Raw genomic sequence first — 16,724 nt, 5'->3', positions numbered from 1 at the left:
ACGGTTTATTGGCGCTACGCGTGGGCACGGGGTGCCCACCCTACTTATGCGGCGCTGTGCTGCGCCTGGTCCCACCGGGCGCGGCGGTCGGTACCGCGGCGCTCCTCTGGCTCCGCCAGTCTGACCGGCTGCGCCTGCCAGATCTGGTCGGCATACTCGCCGATCGCGCGGTCGGACGAGAAGCTGCCCATGCCGGCCACGTTCAGGATCGCCTTGCGGGTCCAGGCATCGGGCTGGCGATAGAGTTCGTCGACCTGGTCCTGGGTGGCGACATAGCTGGCGTAGTCGGCCAGCAGCAGGTAATGGTCGCCCCAGGTGACCAGCGCATCGTAGATGCCCGAGAAGCGGCCCTTGTCGTCCGGCGAGAAGGCGCCGTCGCGGATCTGTTCGAGCACCTGCTTCAATTCCGCATTCTGCTCGACGATGCGGCCCGGCTGGTAGCCTGCGGCACGCAAGGCATCGACTTCGGAGGTCGTGTTCCCGAAGATGAAAATGTTGTCGGCACCGATGTGCTCGCGCATCTCGACGTTGGCGCCGTCGAGGGTGCCGATGGTCAGCGCGCCGTTCAGGGCGAACTTCATGTTGCCGGTGCCCGAGGCTTCGGTGCCGGCGGTCGAGATCTGTTCCGACAAATCGGCCGCCGGCATGATGATTTCGGCCAGGCTGACGCTGTAGTTCGGGATGAACACGACCTTCAGCTTGTCGCCGACGCGCGGATCGTTGTTGATCGTGGTGGCGACGTCGTTGACCAGCTTGATGATCTGCTTGGCCATGTGATAGGCCGACGCCGCCTTGCCGGCGAAGATCACGGTGCGCGGCACCCAGCCGGCATCCGGATTGGCGAGGATGCGGTTGTAGCGCGTGATCACGTGCAGCACGTTGAGCAGCTGGCGCTTGTATTCGTGGATGCGCTTGACCTGCACGTCGAACAGCGAGGTCGGGTCGATCGCGATGCCGAGCTTGTCCTGCACCCAGTTCGCCAGGCGCTGCTTGTTGACCAGCTTGGCGGCGCGGAAGTGCAGGGCGAACACGGGGTCGTCGGCGGCCGCGCGCAGGTCCGCGATCTGCTCGAGGTGGCGGCGCCAGGTGCGGCCGATGCGCTCGTCGATCAGCGCCGACAGCGACGGGTTGGCCTGCGACAGCCAGCGGCGCGGCGTGATGCCGTTGGTCTTGTTGTTGAAGCGGTCCGGGAACAGGCGCGCGAAGTCGGCAAAGATCGACTGCTTCATCAGGTCCGAGTGCAGGGCCGAGACGCCGTTGACCTTGTGGCTGGCCACGACTGCCAGGTAGCCCATGCGCACGCGGCGTTCGCCGTTCTCGTCGATCAGCGACACGCGGCGCATCAGCTCGACGTCGGCGCCAAATTCGGCGGTGATGCTGTCGATGAAGATCTTGTTGATGTCGAAGATGATCTGCAGGTGGCGCGGCAGAATGTGGCCGAGCATGTCGACCGGCCAGGTTTCCAGCGCTTCCTGCATCAGCGTGTGGTTGGTGTACGAGAACACCTTTTGCGTGATCGCCCAGGCGCGCGGGAAGGCGATGCCGTGGTCGTCGATCAGGAGGCGCATCAGCTCGGGCACCGCCAGCACCGGGTGGGTGTCGTTCAGGTGGATCGCGACGTGCTGCGGCAGCTGATCGAAATCGTCGTGCTTTTCCAGGAAGCGGCCGACGATGTCCTGCAGGCTGGCGGCGCAGAAGAAGTACTCCTGGCGCACGCGCAGTTCGCGGCCAGCCAGCGTCGAGTCGTCCGGGTACAGCACGCGTGACACGTTTTCGGACGCGTTCTTTTCCTCGACCGCACCGACGTAGTTGCCCCCGTTGAAGGCGGCCAGGTTGAATTCCTGGCCGGCCTTGGCCGACCACAGGCGCAGCAGGTTGGTGGCTTCGGTGGCGTAGCCCGGGACGATGGTGTCGTAGGCCAGCGCCATCACGTCGTGGGTGTCGACCCACTCGACCTTGTCGCCATGTTGTTCGATGCGGCCGCCGAAGCGCACGCGGTACTGCACGTCCGGGCGCGCGATTTCCCACGGATTGCCGCCGGCGAGCCAGTAGTCGGGCAGTTCGACCTGGCGGCCGTCGACGATCTGCTGCTTGAACATGCCGTAGTCGTAGCGGATGCCGTAGCCGACGCCGGACAGGGCCAGCGTGGCCATCGAGTCGAGGAAGCAGGCGGCCAGGCGGCCCAGGCCGCCGTTGCCGAGGGCGGCATCCGGCTCGAGGTCGGGCAGCGTTTCGAGGTCGACGCCCAGTTCTGCCAGTGCCTGGCGCACGTCTTCATGGATGTCGAGCGCCAGCAGGGCGTTGGTGAAGGTGCGGCCGATCAGGAATTCGATCGACATGTAATACACGCGCTTGGCATCCTGCTGGGATTGGGCGCGCTCGGTCTTCATGCGGCGCTCGACCAGGCGGTCGCGCACCGCCAGGGCGGTGGCATGCAGCCAGTCGCGCGGTTGCGCGGTCGAGGCATCCTTGCCCATCGTGTACATCAGCTTGTTGGCGATTGAACGCTTGAGGTCGGCGACACCGCCGGATGGATCGTCTTGATTGAGGTCGGTAAGATTCATTGCTGTTGCGTTCAGTGATTTTGTTATTGGTCAGTGGCGATTTGCCGGTAAAGCGCGAGATAGTGAGTCGCGGCTGCATCCCAGCCGAATTGTTGCCGCATGCCACGTTCTTGTACCTGCTTCCAGTCGGCTTCACGTTGATACAGCGCGAAGGCGCGGCGCAGGGCGGCGCCCATGCCGGCGTCGTCGAAGCTGTCGAAGACGAGACCGGTGGCCAGTTCCTCGCCCAGGTTCTCGATCGAGGCATCGACAACCGTGTCGGCCAGCCCGCCCACCTTGCGGACCAGCGGCAGGGTGCCGTACTTGAGCCCGTACAGCTGGGTCAGGCCGCAGGGTTCGAAGCGGGACGGCACCAGGATCACGTCGGCGCCGGCGATCAGGCGGTGGGCGAGCTGCTCGTCGTAGCCGATGCGTACCGCCACCGATTGCGGATGGGCCGCGGCGGCGGCGCGGAAAGCGGCTTCCAGCGGCGCGTCGCCCGCGCCCAGCAGCATGATCTGGCCGCCGCGCTGGACGATCAGGGGCAGGTCGGCCAGCACCAGATGCAGGCCCTTCTGTTCGGTCAGGCGGCTGACGACGCAGAACAGCGGCGCGGCGTCCTGGATGGCGAGGCCGGCTTCCTGCTGCAGCGCCGTCTTGCATGCCAGTTTGCCGCCGGGTTTGTCGCCAGCGTTCCGCATGTCGTAATGTTTGGCGATCAGCGGGTCCGTCGCTGGATTCCACACCGCATCGTCGACACCGTTCAGGATGCCGGCCAGATCGGCGGCGCGGGTGCGCAGCAAGCCATCCAGCCCGCAGCCCTGTTCGCTATCCTGGATTTCGCGCGCATAGGTCGGGCTCACCGTCGAGATTTTATCGGCGAAGAACAGCCCGGCTTTCAGGAAGGAGACCTGGCCGTGGAACTCGACGCCATTGATGTCGAAGAAATGCGCGGGCAAGCCCAGGTAGCCGAATACGTGGCTCGGGAAATTGCCCTGGTAAGCCAGGTTGTGGATGGTCTGCACGCTGGCGGCCAGCTTGCGGCCGGTCGACTGCTCGGCCGCCTTCAGGTAAGCCGGGGCCAGGCCGGCGTGCCAGTCGTGCGCATGCACGACCTGCGGCTGCCAGGACGGGTCGAGGCCTTCGGCCAGGCGTGCCGCCATCCGGCCGAGCAGGGCGAAGCGCTGGAAATTGTCGGGGTAGGCCTGGTTGGCGGCGTCGGCATACGGATTGCCCGGACGGTCGTACAGGTTCGGGGCATCGATGACGTAGGCGGCGACACCGGTATCGGGCAGCGTGCCGCGATACAGGCGCAGCGTCTCGGCGCCGAAGGCCGGCGCCAGCTCGGTCACCAGTTCCTGGTCGAGGATGCCGGCGCGCAGGGCCGGAAAGCCCGGCACCAGCACGCGCGCATCGCAGCCGGTCTTGCTTTGCGCGGCCGGCAGGGCGCCCGCCACATCCGCGAGGCCCCCGGTTTTCAGCAATGGGTAGATTTCAGTACAAACGTGTAATACGCGCATCATGGTTCCTGTGTCCGTGCGTTCGCCATCTTGCCGCACGGAAGGGCCCGCGTCCGTGCGCCGTCTTACGTAACTCGACGCTTATTTACAGCTTGTTCAGCATGTCGGTGGTCACCAGCACCACGCCGTTCTCGCTGCGGTGGAAGCGTTGCGCATCCAGTTCCGGATCTTCGCCGATCACCATCCCGGCCGGGATCTTGCAGCCGCGGTCGATGACGACCTTGGTCAGGCGGCAGCCTTCGCCGATTTCGCAATGCGGCAGGATCACCGCCTCGTCGATGTGGCAGAACGACTCCACCCGCACGTTCGAGAACAGCACCGAGGCCGCGACGTGCGAACCCGACACGATGCAGCCGCCCGACACCAGCACGTTCACCGCCATGCCGTGGTCGCCGTTACGGTCGTGCACGAACTTGGCCGGCGGCAGCTGTTCCTGGTGGGTCCAGATAGGCCAGTCGGCGTCGTAGATGTTGAGTTCCGGCGAAATCGAGGCCAGGTCGAGGTTGGCGGACCAGAAGGCATCGACGGTACCGACGTCGCGCCAGTAGGCCGGGATACCGTCGCCGTTCGGGATTGCCGACATGCTGAACGGGTGCGCCACCGCGCCGCCCTCGCTCACCACGCGCGGAATGATGTCCTTGCCGAAGTCGTGGCTGGAGGCGGCATTCGCGACGTCGTCGTTCAGCAATTGGTACAGGTAATCGGCATTGAAGATGTAGATGCCCATGCTGGCCAGCGTGGTGTCCGGCTTGCCGGGCATGGTCGGCGGATCGGCCGGTTTTTCGACGAAGTCGGTGATGCGGCGCTCCTCGTCGACCGCCATCACGCCGAAGGCCGAGGCCTCGGCCTTGGGCACCTCGATGCAGCCGATGGTGCAGGCGGCGCCGGTGGCCACGTGGTCTTGCAGCATCAGCGAATAATCCATCTTGTAGATATGGTCGCCGGCCAGCACGACCACGAACTCCGGATGGTAAGAGCTCAGGATGTCGATGTTCTGGTACACCGCGTCGGCGGTGCCGCGGTACCAGTGATCCTCGTTGACGCGCTGCTGGGCCGGCAGCAGGTCGATGAATTCGTTCTGGTCGCCGCGCAGGAAGCTCCAGCCGCGCTGCAGGTGGCGCAGCAGCGAGTGCGATTTGTACTGCGTCACCACGCCGATGCGGCGGAAGCCGGAGTTGATGCAGTTGGACAGGACGAAATCGATGATACGGAACTTGCCGCCGAAATAGACCGCCGGCTTGGCGCGCTTGTCGGTCAGTTGCTGCAGGCGCGACCCGCGGCCGCCGGCTAGCACCAGCGCGACGGCGCGTTCCGGCAAGCGGTGGGTGAGCTGGTTCTTCCTTCGTTCGGGTTGCCGATGGATCAGCGTTTTCATGTTGCCTCCACTGTTTTTATGGTCGATGACCTAATTAATAAGCTTGGGTTGGATGCTCAGTTCCACGGCAGGGCCAGCAGCAGCACCGCGTGCGCCGGAACCTCCACCGTGCCGTCGGCATCATGCGGCGGCAATTCGGGAAACGCACTATTCGTCAGCGCTCGCCAGGTGCCCGGCGGCAGCGTGAAATCGGCCGGCTGCGCATCGGCATTCACCAGCAGCAGGCAGGTTTCGTCGCCGTGCTGGCCATCGGCCGGCGCGCTCATCCGGATGCCGATGCAATGGCTGCCCCCATTCCAGGCCGCGTCATCCATGACGGCACCGTCCGGCTTGAGCCAGGTTATGTCGGCGTGGCCATCCGCCCCCACCGCACCGCTGTACCAGCCCGGGCGGCGCAGGGCGCGGTAGCGCCGCCGCAAGCCGGTCAGCGTACCGACGAAGCCGGCCAGCGCATCGTCGGCACGGCGCCAGTCCAGCCAGCATACGGCATTGTCCTGGCAGTAGGCGTTATTGTTGCCGTGCTGGGAATGGCCGATGTCGTCGCCTGCCAGCAGCATCGGCGTGCCCTGCGAAAAGAACAGCGTCGCCAGCAGGGCGCGCTGCAGGCGGGCCCGCAGTTGCAGTACTTCGTGGTCGTCGGTGACGCCTTCCACGCCGCAGTTCCAGCTCAGGTTATGGGCATGGCCGTCGCGGTTCTGTTCGCCGTTGGCTTCGTTGTGCTTGTCGTTGTAGCTCACCAGGTCGCGCAGCGTGAAACCGTCGTGGGCGGTGATGAAATTGACGCTGGCGGTGGGCTGGCGGCCATCGTGCTGGAAGACGTCGCTGGAGCCGGCGAAGCGGCGCGCGAATTCGCCCAGCGCGGCAGTTGGTTCGCCCTGCCGCAGCCAAAACGCGCGCATGGTGTCGCGGTACTTGTCGTTCCATTCGAACCAGCCCGGCGGGAATTGGCCGAGGCGGTAGCCGCCCGGACCGATGTCCCATGGCTCGGCGATCAGCTTGACCCGCGCCAGCACCGGATCCTGGCGCAGCGCGGCCAGGAAGGCGGCGGCGCCGGAAAACCCGTCGGCATCCCGCGCCAGGATCGGTGCCAGGTCGAAGCGGAAGCCGTCGACGTGCATCGCCTCGACCCAGTAGCGCAGCGAATCCATCACCAGCTGCAGCACGCGCGGCTCGGCCAGGTTCAGGCAATTGCCGCAGCCGGTCCAGTTTTCGTACAGCGCCGGATTGTCTTTCTGCAGGTGGTAATAGAGCTGGTTGTCGATGCCGCGGAAGCTCAGCGTCGGTCCGCATTCGTCGGTCTCGGCGGTGTGGTTGTAGACCACGTCGAGCACGACCTCGATGCCGCGGCCGTGGACCGCCTTGACCATGTCTCGGAACTCGGACACCGGCGTGCTGCCGGGCTGCCCGGACCAGTAGCGGCGCTCGGGCGCGAAAAAGCCGATGCTGGAATAGCCCCAGTAATTCGACAGGCCCATCTTCTGCAGGCGCATCTCGTCGGCGCGCGTATGCACCGGCAGCAGGCTGAGCGTGGTGACGCCGAGCCGCTGCAGGGCGTCCAGCACGGCGGGTTGCGCCAGCCCGGCGTAGGTGCCGCGCAGCGCCTCGGGCACGTCGGGGTGCAGCCGCGTATAGCCCTTGACGTGGACTTCGTACAGCATGGTGTCGGCCGCTGCCACGCGCGGCGGCTTGTCGTCGCCCCAGTCGTAGGCGTCGTCGACCACCTGCGCCTTGAGCGCGATCGCGGCATTGTCGGCCGGGTCGGGCTGGTCCGCGGCGTCGGCGGCATGGCCTTCGAAGCCGGGCTGCGCCAGGTAGTCGCCCACGACCGCGCGCGCGTAGGGGTCGAGCAGGATCTTGTTCGGGTTGAAGCGCTGGCCCTGCTGCGGCGCATACGGTCCGGCGACCCGGTAGCCGTAGACCTGGTCCGGCGCGGCGCCCTCGAGGTAGCCGTGCCAGACACCGTCCTCGCAGGCCGGCATGCGCAGGCGAGCCAGTTCCTGCTTGCCCTCGGGATCGAACAGGCACAGGTCCACGGATTCTGCATGCGGGGCCACCAGCGCGAAATTCACGCCCTCGCCATCGCGGTGCGCGCCGAGCGGGTAGGGAAGGCCTGCGCGCAATGCTTTTGCTTCCATCATTGTGCAGGCTCCAGCTTCAGCATGATCGTCGCCAGCGGCGGCACGGTCAGGCTCAGCGACTGGTCGCGGCCATGGAGAGGGGCCGGCTCGGTATGCAGCTCGCCGTTGCACATGCCGCTGCCGCCATACTGCTTGGCGTCGGTATTCAGGATTTCGACGTAGCGACCCGGCTGGCCGACGCCGATGCGATAGCCGTGGCGCGGCACCGGCGTGAAATTCGACACCACGATCACCGCATCGCCGTTGCCCGCCTTGCGGATGAAAGAAAACACCGAGTTGTCGCGGTCTTCATGCGTGATCCATTCGAAGCCGCGCGCCTCGACGTCGAGCTGGTGCAGGGCCGGGTAACGCTGCTGGACCGCATTCAGGTCGCGTATCAGGCGCTGGATGCCCTGGTGGCGCGGGTTGTCGAGCAGGTGCCAGTCGAGGCTGCGGTCGACATTCCATTCGCGCTCCTGCGCAAATTCGCCGCCCATGAACAGCAGCTTCTTGCCGGGATGGCCCCACATGAAACCGTAATACGCGCGCAGGTTGGCGAAGCGCTGCCAGTCGTCGCCGGGCATGCGGTCCAGCAGCGAGCCCTTGCCGTGCACCACTTCGTCGTGCGACAACGGCAGCACGAAGTTTTCGGTAAAGGCATACACCAGCCCGAAGGTCATCTTGTCGTGATGGTAGCGGCGGTTGACCGGGTCTTCCTGCATATAGCGCAGCGTGTCGTTCATCCAGCCCATGTTCCATTTGTAGTGGAAGCCCAGGCCGCCCATTTCGAGCGGGCGCGACACGTTTGGAAAACTGGTCGATTCTTCCGCGGCCATGACGGCTTCGGGGCGCTCGGCGCACACGACCCCATTGGCGCGGCGCAGGAATTCGATCGCTTCCAGGTTTTCGCGGCCGCCGAACTGGTTCGGAATCCATTCGCCTTCCTTGCGGCTGTAATCGCGATACAGCATCGACGCCACCGCATCGACACGCAGGCCGTCGATCCCGAAACGCTCGATCCAGTACAGCGCATTGCCGACCAGGTAATTCAGGACTTCCTTGCGCCCGTAGTTATAGATCAGCGTATTCCAGTCCTGGTGGAAACCTTCGCGCGGATCGGCGTGCTCGTACAGGTGACTGCCGTCGAAACGCGCCAGTCCGTGCGGATCGGACGGAAAATGCCCCGGCACCCAGTCCAGCAGCACGCCGATGCCGTTGGCATGCGCGGTTTCGACGAAATAGAGGAAATCTTCCGGCGTACCGAAACGCGAGGTCGGCGCATACATCCCGACCGGCTGGTAACCCCAGGAACCGTCGAACGGGTGCTCGCTGACCGGCATCAGTTCGATGTGGGTGAAGCCGAGGTCTTTCGCATACGGAATCAGCTGGTCCGCGAGTTCGCGGTAGCTCAGCCAGCGGTTGCCTTCTTCGGGCACGCGGCGCCACGAGCCCAGATGCACCTCGTAGATGCTGACCGGCGCACCGAGCGCATTCGCCGCCTGGCGCGCGCCGGACGAGGCAAACACCGGCGGCAAGGCATTCACCACCGAGGCCGTATCCGGCCGCAATTCGGCGCGGAAGGCAAACGGATCGGCTTTCAGCAGGATCTCGCCGCTCTGCGCCTTGATTTCGAATTTGTACAGGTCTCCGGCGGCCAGCTGGGGAATGAAGATTTCCCACACGCCGGATGCGCCGCGCGAACGCATCGCATGGCGCCGGCCGTCCCAGTTATTGAAACTGCCGACCACCGAGACCCGGCGCGCATTCGGCGCCCACACCGCGAAGGCGACGCCGGGGACGCCGGCGATCTCGGTCGGATGGGCACCCAGCTTTTCGTAGGGCCGGTGATGCGTTCCTTCCGACAGCAGCCAGACATCCATGTCGCCGAGGATGGGCGGGAAGCGGTAGGCGTCCTCCATCTCCTGCCGGTGCGTGCCCCAGTCGACCCGCAGGCGGTAGGGGAACGGGTTCTTGCGGCGCGGGATGGCGGCGGAAAACACGTCGCTGTCGTCGACCCGCTTCAGGGTGGCCAGCTTGCGGCCGGTCTTGGTGTCGATCAGCTCGACCGCGGCCGCGCCGGGCAACAGGGCGCGTACCACCAGGTCGCCATGGTGACGATGCATGCCGAGGACGGAAAACGGGTCGTGATGGTCGCCTTGCATCAGCGTGGCGACGCTTGCCTGGTCAAAAGTCATACGTGTTCTGGTAGTGGTTGCCGGTGGAAGGTGGCGGCGCGAGGGGGGAGGGTGTGACGTAAGACACAATCCGGGAGCATTCACAACGACACGACATGGCCCACATATTTCTTCCGGATCGAGAACCGAGGGTGCCCTCGGATGCTGAGTGCGTCTCTAATGAAGGGCAGGGGTGCGCCGCATGGAGCAGTCACCATTGCCTTGTTGTTTTCGCAATTATACTATTTTAACTTTTACAGCGTGAAATCGTGAAAATATGATATCAATTGTGCGCCACAATTGTCGGGATACGACACGCCGGTTCTTTCAGACGCTCTCCAATGCCCCCATGGCAGTCTCCATCTTTTCCGACAAGGGCGACGCATCGCTATGGGTCATGACCAACTCGCTCGTCGCGCGCGTCATGGCCACGTACAGCAGGCGCGCTTCATCCTGAATCGCCTCGCCGTCGCGGGAAGGTGCGCCGATACCGGGAATGCAGACGAAGGGGAACTCCAGTCCCTTGCTGCTGTGCATGGTGATCAGTTTGACGCTGTCATGTGCCGGGGCATAGGCGTGCCGTTTGTCCTGTTGCCACTGGATCGGAATATTTTTGCGCGCCAGGACCTCGGCCAGCTTCTGACCAATGCCGTATCGCCGGTACACCACGGCCATCTCATTCCATGGCATGCCCAACTTGTTGGCTTCGCTTAAGCGCTGCGCCAGGAATTCCGCTTCCTGCTGAAGCGTGGGGAGTTTGACGAGCAAGGGTTTCGGACCATGGCGGCCTGCACTCATCGGTAACACAGTCGGCGCCTGGTCTTCTTCCGCATCCGCGGGCGACAGCAAATCATCGGCGAATGCCCGGGCCACGGCCAGTATTTCCGTCGTGTTCCGGTAATTCAGTTTCAGAATCGTGGTGCGGCCTTTTGCCTGGATCCCGACACTGGAAAACGAGAATTTCCTTTTCTGGGGGCCGCTGTAGATGGACTGCGCATCGTCATACAAGACGAGGAGCGATTTCGAATCCGGATGAATCATCTGCACGACCAGTTTGAACCATTCCGGTTTGAAGTCGTGCCCCTCGTCGATCAGCACCGCATCGTATTGGGCAGCCGGGATCAGCTTGCGATCGACCGAATGGATGACGCGCTCCACGCATGCTTCGAAAAACGCGTTGGTATCGCCGTTGTTGACCGGTTTGCCGGCGTGATAGGTATCGAGCTGCCGCACGCACCAGGCATGGAAGGTCGCCACCTTGACCTTGTCCTGCAAGCCCTTCGCTTCCATGACGCTGGCCAGTTTCGTCGCCAGTGTCTTGTTGTAGCAGAGAACCAGGATAGGGCGTGCGTGCGTTTTCGCCAGATGCTCGGCGCGATAACCCAGGATCAGCGTCTTGCCCGAGCCGGCAACACCGTGGATGACGCGATGGCCTTCGCCGAGGCTGCGCGCCAACTGTTCCTGTTGCAGATCCATCACGCGCAACAGGTCAGGTATCTCCACCTGATTCCGGCCGACCCCGTCCGGCAGGTCGGGCTGGGCTGGGATGCGGACCTCTGGAAACATATGCCAGCGTATGCGATCGATCTGCGGCAAGGACAGCGGCATCTTGAATTTGATGGGGAACATATTCCACAGCCGCTGCTGGAAAGCTTCGGCGTCGGCGCTTTCCGTCATCTCGTCCTGGCAGATGACGAGATGCGACGGCAGGACCTCGCCCATATCGGTGCTATCGAACTGTTTGCGGGTAATGTTGGTGAGCACGACACCGTGGCCGTAGGGAAAGAAAGGTTTGCCTTTCAAGGAGCCGCTCGGCCATACCAATAGCGCATCTCGCTCCAGCTTGTTTGTGACTGTAAACATGTACTGGCGCGCCTGTTCCAGTGGATTCAGCACGCGTTTGTCGCCATCGGCCGTCACGAGCGTCGCATATTGTTTGTCGCTGTTGACGATCGTGTCGAGGCGCCAGTCCTTGGCTTCCAACACCAGCAGGCCCCTGCTCGGATGAAAGACGACGAAGTCAGGATGTTGGGTACGATCGCCGATCGAGACGTCGTACCAGCACAGATAGTCGTCTTCCAGTTTGTCCTCGAGGCGGGCTGCGAGCCTGCGTTCTCCAGGTGTCATGCGGGAAGAACAGGCGCCGATCGACGGGATAAGAGTTGCCAAAAGAAGCTCCTTGGTAACGACAAGATGTCGCTGCTAAGCTGATACTGTGACGTAATAATTTATTGGCAGCAAGATCTTTGCATTGCTGCGCTGAAATTACGACACACTTTCCCGGTATGCCGCACGGCTGAAAGGACGGATAATGGCGGCTATTTTGCTTTGAACACTGATTTGGAACTCTGCAATGGAAATTAAGGTCAACTTCCTCGACAAGCTTCGCCTCGAAGCCAAGTTCGACGACTTCACGGTCATCGCCGACCAGCCGATCCGCTACAAGGGCGACGGCTCGGCGCCGGGCCCGTTCGATTACTTCCTGGCCTCGTCGGCCCTGTGCGCGGCCTACTTCGTGAAGCTGTACTGCGATACCCGCAATATCCCGACCGAAAACATCCGCCTGTCGCAGAATAATATCGTCGACCCGGAAAACCGCTACCAGCAGATCTTCAAGATCCAGGTCGAGCTGCCGGCCGATATCTCCGACAAGGACCGCCAGGGCATCCTGCGCTCGATCGACCGTTGCACCGTCAAGAAGGTCGTGCAGCAGGGCCCCGAGTTCGTGATCGAGGAAGTCGAGAACCTGGACGCCGACGCCCAGGCGCTGCTGACCGTGCAGCCTTCGAGCGAAGCGGCGACCTACATCCCCGGCAAGGATCTGCCGCTGGAGCAGACCATCGCCAACATGTCCGGCCTGCTGGCCAAGCTGGGCATCAAGATCGAGATCGCGTCGTGGCGCAATATCGTGCCGAACGTGTGGTCGCTGCATATCCGCGATGCCCATTCGCCGATGTGCTTCACCAACGGCAAGGGCGCGACCAAGGAAAGTGCGCTGGCCTCGGCGCTGGGCGAATATATCGAACGCCTCAGTAACAACCACTTCTATGCGGGCAGCTATTGGGGCGAGGAGATCGCCAACGCCGACTTCGTGCATTACCCGAACGAGCGCTGGTTCCAGCCTGGTCCGGACGATGCAGTCCCGGGCGAGATCCTCGACGAGTACAGCCGCGGCATCTACGATCCGGACGGCGAACTGCGCGGCTCGCACCTGGTCGATACCAATTCCGGCAACGCCGAACGCGGCATCGTCTCGTTCCCGTATATCCGCCAGTCGGACGGCGCGACCGTGTATTTCCCGTCCAACCTGATCGAGAACCTGTACGCCAGCAACGGCATGAGCGCCGGTAACACGCTGGCCGAAGCCCAGGTGCAGTGCCTGTCCGAGATTTTCGAGCGCGCGGTCAAGCGCGAGATCCTGGAAGGCGAACTCGCGCTGCCGGACGTGCCGGCCGAGGTGCTGGCGAAGTACCCGGGCATCGTCGCCGGCATCAAGGGCCTGGAAGAGCAGGGCTTCCCGGTGCTGGTCAAGGATGCCTCGCTGGGCGGCCTGTACCCGGTCATGTGCGTCACGCTGATGAACCCGAAGACCGGCGGCGTGTTCGCTTCCTTCGGCGCGCACCCGAGCTTCGAGGTGGCGCTGGAACGCAGCCTGACCGAACTGCTGCAGGGCCGCAGCTTCGAAGGCTTGAACGACCTGCCACCGCCGACCTTCACCAGCGAAGCGGTCACGGAACCGAACAACTTCGTCGAACACTTCATCGATTCGAGCGGTATCGTGTCGTGGCGTTTCTTCAGTGCCAAGGCCGACTACGGTTTCGTCGAGTGGGACTTTACGGGCCAGGGCGAGAATTCGAATGCCGACGAAGCCGCGACCCTGCTCGGGATTCTCGAAGAACTGGGCAAGGAAGTGTACATCGCGGTGTACGACGAACTGGGCGCCACCGCCTGCCGCATCCTGGTGCCCGGCTATTCGGAAATCTACCCGGTAGAGGACCTGGTCTGGGACAACACCAACAAGGCGCTGCTGTTCCGCGAGGATATCCTGAACCTGCACCGCCTCGATGACGATGCCCTGGCCGACCTGCTGGACCGCCTGGAGAACAACGAGCTCGATGAGTATTCCGACATCGCCACCCTGATCGGCATCGAATTCGACGAGAACACCGACTGGGGCCAGTTGACGGTGCTCGAGCTGAAGCTGCTGATCCACCTGGTCTTGCAGGACTTCGAAGCCGCGCACGAACTGGTCGGCGCCTTCCTGCAGTACAACGACAACACTGTCGAACGGCGCCTGTTCTACCAGGCGCTGAACGTGGTGCTGGAAGTCGTGCTCGACGAAGAGCTGGAACTCGACGATTACGTCGTCAACTTCCGCCGCATGTTCGGCGACGCCCGCATGGACGCCGTGCTGGGATCGGTGGACGGCAGCGTGCGTTTCTTCGGCTTGACCCCGACCAGCATGGGGCTGGAAGGCCTGGACCGCCACCAGCGCCTGCTGGACAGCTACAAGAAGCTGCACAAGGCACGCGCCAAGGCTGCCGCCGCGCGCTGATCGTCAAGAAAGTCTAGCCGGTCGCTGTGCAACGCAGCGATCGGGTCCAATGCTGCGGTTCAGCGCGTGCCGCCAGCCTTCGCCCCGGCCACCCGCATCGGGCTGTCCAGCAACGCAGCCGTCTCGGCATCCGGCTCGCCATCGATCTTCGACGGCCGGTAGTGGGTCTGGAAGGCGATCAGCACGTTGCGTGTTGCCTGGCCAGGCTGGCCATCGCGCGGCACGACGTAGCCGATCGCGGCCAGCTTGCGCTGGAACCAGGCGATGTTCGGCAAGGCAGCCTTATAGCGGGCGCGCTTGGCGGCCGCCACGCTTTCGTCGGGCCAGGGCACGATGCCTTCGGCCGCCAGCCGCTTCCACGGGAACAGGGCGCCCGGGTCCTGCTTGCGCTGCGGCGCGACGTCGGCGTGGCCGACCACGTTGTCCGGCGCGATGTGGTGGCGTGCCATGATGTCCTTGACCAGCGGGATCAGCGTATCGATCTGCTTCTCCGGGAAGGGCGTCCAGGTGCGCCCGTTGGGACCGTCGACCCAGCCGGGATTCACGATCTCGATGCCGATCGAGCTGTTGTTCAGGTTACGGTCGGTCTTCCAGCCCGAGTCGCCGCCGGCCTGGTAGGCGGCGCGGCTTTCATCCACGATGCCGTAGATGACCGGCCTCTCGTCGTCGCTCAGCAAATAATGGATGCTGGCTTCGACCCCGGTCTGGTGCGTCAAGATGCGGATCGATTGCGGCGTGTCGGTGACGGTGTAGTGCAGCACCAGGTATTTCACCCGGCTGCGCTGGTCGGGCGTGGAAAGCCAACGGTCGATCCCCGGGCCGCTGACACATCCCACCAGCAGGCCGAGGGCGAACATGCCGGCCACCAGGCAATTCAGAAGCAAATTCATGGGTGTTACTTATTAGTACATAATCGACTGCTATTATCTTTTGAATGGCTGGGCAGTGCCAACGCGGGGGTTTCGGCGCGGCTGCTCGATAACGGCGACAGCCTGTCAGCCTTGCGCCGGCTGAGCGCGGCGCCTGGACCGCTGCGTTGCAGGTAAGATGCGCTGGCCGTGCCGGATCGATCGCCCCCTCTATATCAAACCTTCAGGAATACCGGATGTCCGCATCGCCCATCACCGTCGAACAAGCCATCGAACTCGCCGGCGTCGGCAAATTCCAGCGCCGCCTGTTCCTGATTTTTGGCCTGGTCTGGATGGCCGACGCCATGCAGGTGCTGTCGATCGGCTTCAGCGCGCCGACCATCGCGAAAACCTTCGGCATCCCGGTGCCGCAGGCGCTGCAGAGCGGCACCAGCTTCTTCGTCGGCATGCTGATCGGGGCCTTCGTGTTCGGGCGCCTGGCGGACCGCTTCGGACGGCGGCCGGTGCTGATGGCGACGGTGGCGATCGATGCCTGCTTCGGCGTGGCGTCGAGCTTCGCCCCGGATTTCACCTGGCTGCTGGCGCTGCGCTTCCTCACCGGGATCGGCGTCGGCGGCACCCTGCCGGTCGATTACACGATGATGGCCGAATTCCTGCCCAGCGACCGGCGCGGGCGCTGGCTGGTGATGCTCGAATCGTTCTGGGCGGTCGGCACCGTGTTGCTGGCGCTGCTGGCCTGGGTGGCCCAAGGGTGGGGGCCGGATGCCTGGCGCTTGATCTTCCTGGTCACCGGCCTGCCGGCCCTGGTGGGCATCGTGCTGCGCCTGGCGCTGCCGGAATCACCGCTCTACCTCAGCCGCAGCGGCAAGGCGGCGCAGGCGAACGCGGTGCTGGAACGGGTCGCGCGGGTGAATGGCCGCACGGCGCCGATGCCGCCGCTCGGCCCCGAGGTCGCGCAGCGGCCACCGGTGTCGGCACTGTTCGCGCAGCGCCTGCGGCGCCGCACCGCGGCCCTGCTGGCCGCGTGGCTGCTGGTCTCGATCGCCTATTACGGCGTGTTCGTCTACCTGCCATTGAAGCTGGGCGCGGAGGGCTTCGGCTTCATGCGCGGCCAGGCCTTCCTGGTCTTGCTGGCCATGGTGCAATTGCCGGGTTACGCGCTCGCGGCATATGGCGTGGAGCGCTGGGGCCGCAAGCCGACCCTGATCGGCTTCCTGCTGCTGAGCGCGGTCGGCTGCATGCTCTACAGTCTCGGCAATACGACTGCGCTAGTGGTGGGTTCGACCCTGTTGATGAGTTTTGCTCTGCTGGGCACCTGGGCCGGACTGTACGCGTTCACGCCCGAAGTTTATCCGACCGGCCTGCGCGCCAGCGGCATGGGCCTGGCCGGGGCGCTGGCGCGCTTCGGCGGCCTGCTGGCGCCGGCCATCGTGGCGCCGGTGATGGTGGCGCATTTCACGCTGGCGCTGGGCATGCTGGCCGCCTTCCTGGCGCTGGGCGCGCTGGCGGTGCTGTGTGTCGACGTCGAATCGCGCCGGCGCGCACTGGAGTAAGCGGGCACGCCAGCCGCT

9 protein-coding genes are annotated in these 16,724 nt (G+C 64.3%); 2 read left to right on the top strand and 7 right to left on the bottom strand.

Translation table 11 applies throughout. From position 1 onward, the window contains the following. Nucleotides 1–44: 44 nt before the first annotated feature. The 6 genes from U1H99_RS19120 to U1H99_RS19095 all read right to left on the bottom strand — a co-directional run bounded on the left by U1H99_RS19120 (nucleotide 45) and on the right by U1H99_RS19095 (nucleotide 11,898). Nucleotides 45–2,564 (bottom strand): glycogen/starch/alpha-glucan phosphorylase, encoded by a 2,520-nt coding sequence (locus tag U1H99_RS19120; protein WP_323143304.1) that lies wholly within the window; start codon nucleotides 2,562–2,564, stop codon nucleotides 45–47. Nucleotides 2,565–2,587: 23 nt separating this feature from the next. Further along, a complete protein-coding gene (glgA, locus tag U1H99_RS19115; protein WP_323143714.1) occupies nucleotides 2,588–4,063 on the bottom strand; it encodes a glycogen synthase GlgA in 1,476 nt (491 codons plus the stop codon). An 85-nt stretch (nucleotides 4,064–4,148) separates the two neighbouring features. Beyond that, complete coding sequence (gene glgC / locus U1H99_RS19110; protein WP_323143303.1) at nucleotides 4,149–5,438, bottom strand: glucose-1-phosphate adenylyltransferase; 1,290 nt, start codon at nucleotides 5,436–5,438, stop codon at nucleotides 4,149–4,151. Nucleotides 5,439–5,494: 56 nt separating this feature from the next. Beyond that, complete coding sequence (gene glgX, locus U1H99_RS19105; protein WP_323143302.1) at nucleotides 5,495–7,576, bottom strand: glycogen debranching protein GlgX; 2,082 nt, start codon at nucleotides 7,574–7,576, stop codon at nucleotides 5,495–5,497. Then, nucleotides 7,573–9,750: a 1,4-alpha-glucan branching protein GlgB gene (glgB, locus tag U1H99_RS19100; protein WP_323143301.1), complete on the bottom strand. Its 2,178-nt coding sequence runs from the start codon at nucleotides 9,748–9,750 to the stop codon at nucleotides 7,573–7,575. Before glgB ends, glgX begins: the two co-directional genes overlap by 4 nt. A gap of 306 nt (nucleotides 9,751–10,056) precedes the next feature. Continuing rightward, nucleotides 10,057–11,898: a DEAD/DEAH box helicase gene (locus tag U1H99_RS19095; protein ID WP_323143300.1), complete on the bottom strand. Its 1,842-nt coding sequence runs from the start codon at nucleotides 11,896–11,898 to the stop codon at nucleotides 10,057–10,059. Nucleotides 11,899–12,082: 184 nt separating this feature from the next. Here U1H99_RS19095 and U1H99_RS19090 point away from each other — a divergent pair, with 184 nt between their 5' ends. After that, a complete protein-coding gene (locus U1H99_RS19090; RefSeq protein ID WP_323143299.1) occupies nucleotides 12,083–14,284 on the top strand; it encodes an OsmC domain/YcaO domain-containing protein in 2,202 nt (733 codons plus the stop codon). 59 nt (nucleotides 14,285–14,343) lie between these two features. Here the strand turns inward: U1H99_RS19090 and U1H99_RS19085 are convergent, their stop codons facing one another. Then, complete coding sequence (locus tag U1H99_RS19085; protein WP_323143298.1) at nucleotides 14,344–15,174, bottom strand: N-acetylmuramoyl-L-alanine amidase; 831 nt, start codon at nucleotides 15,172–15,174, stop codon at nucleotides 14,344–14,346. A 215-nt stretch (nucleotides 15,175–15,389) separates the two neighbouring features. Here U1H99_RS19085 and U1H99_RS19080 point away from each other — a divergent pair, with 215 nt between their 5' ends. Continuing rightward, the gene (locus U1H99_RS19080) at nucleotides 15,390–16,706 is read left to right on the top strand and encodes an MFS transporter (protein WP_323143297.1); all 1,317 of its coding nucleotides are present in this window, start codon (nucleotides 15,390–15,392) and stop codon (nucleotides 16,704–16,706) included. The last annotated feature ends 18 nt before the right edge of the window (nucleotides 16,707–16,724 follow it).

It is taken from the genome of Massilia phyllosphaerae, from assembly GCF_034659755.1.
Classification (GTDB): Bacteria; Pseudomonadota; Gammaproteobacteria; order Burkholderiales; family Burkholderiaceae_D; genus Telluria; species Telluria phyllosphaerae.
Note: the sequence above shows the minus strand (reverse complement) of the source record. Positions and strands in the feature narration are given on the sequence as shown.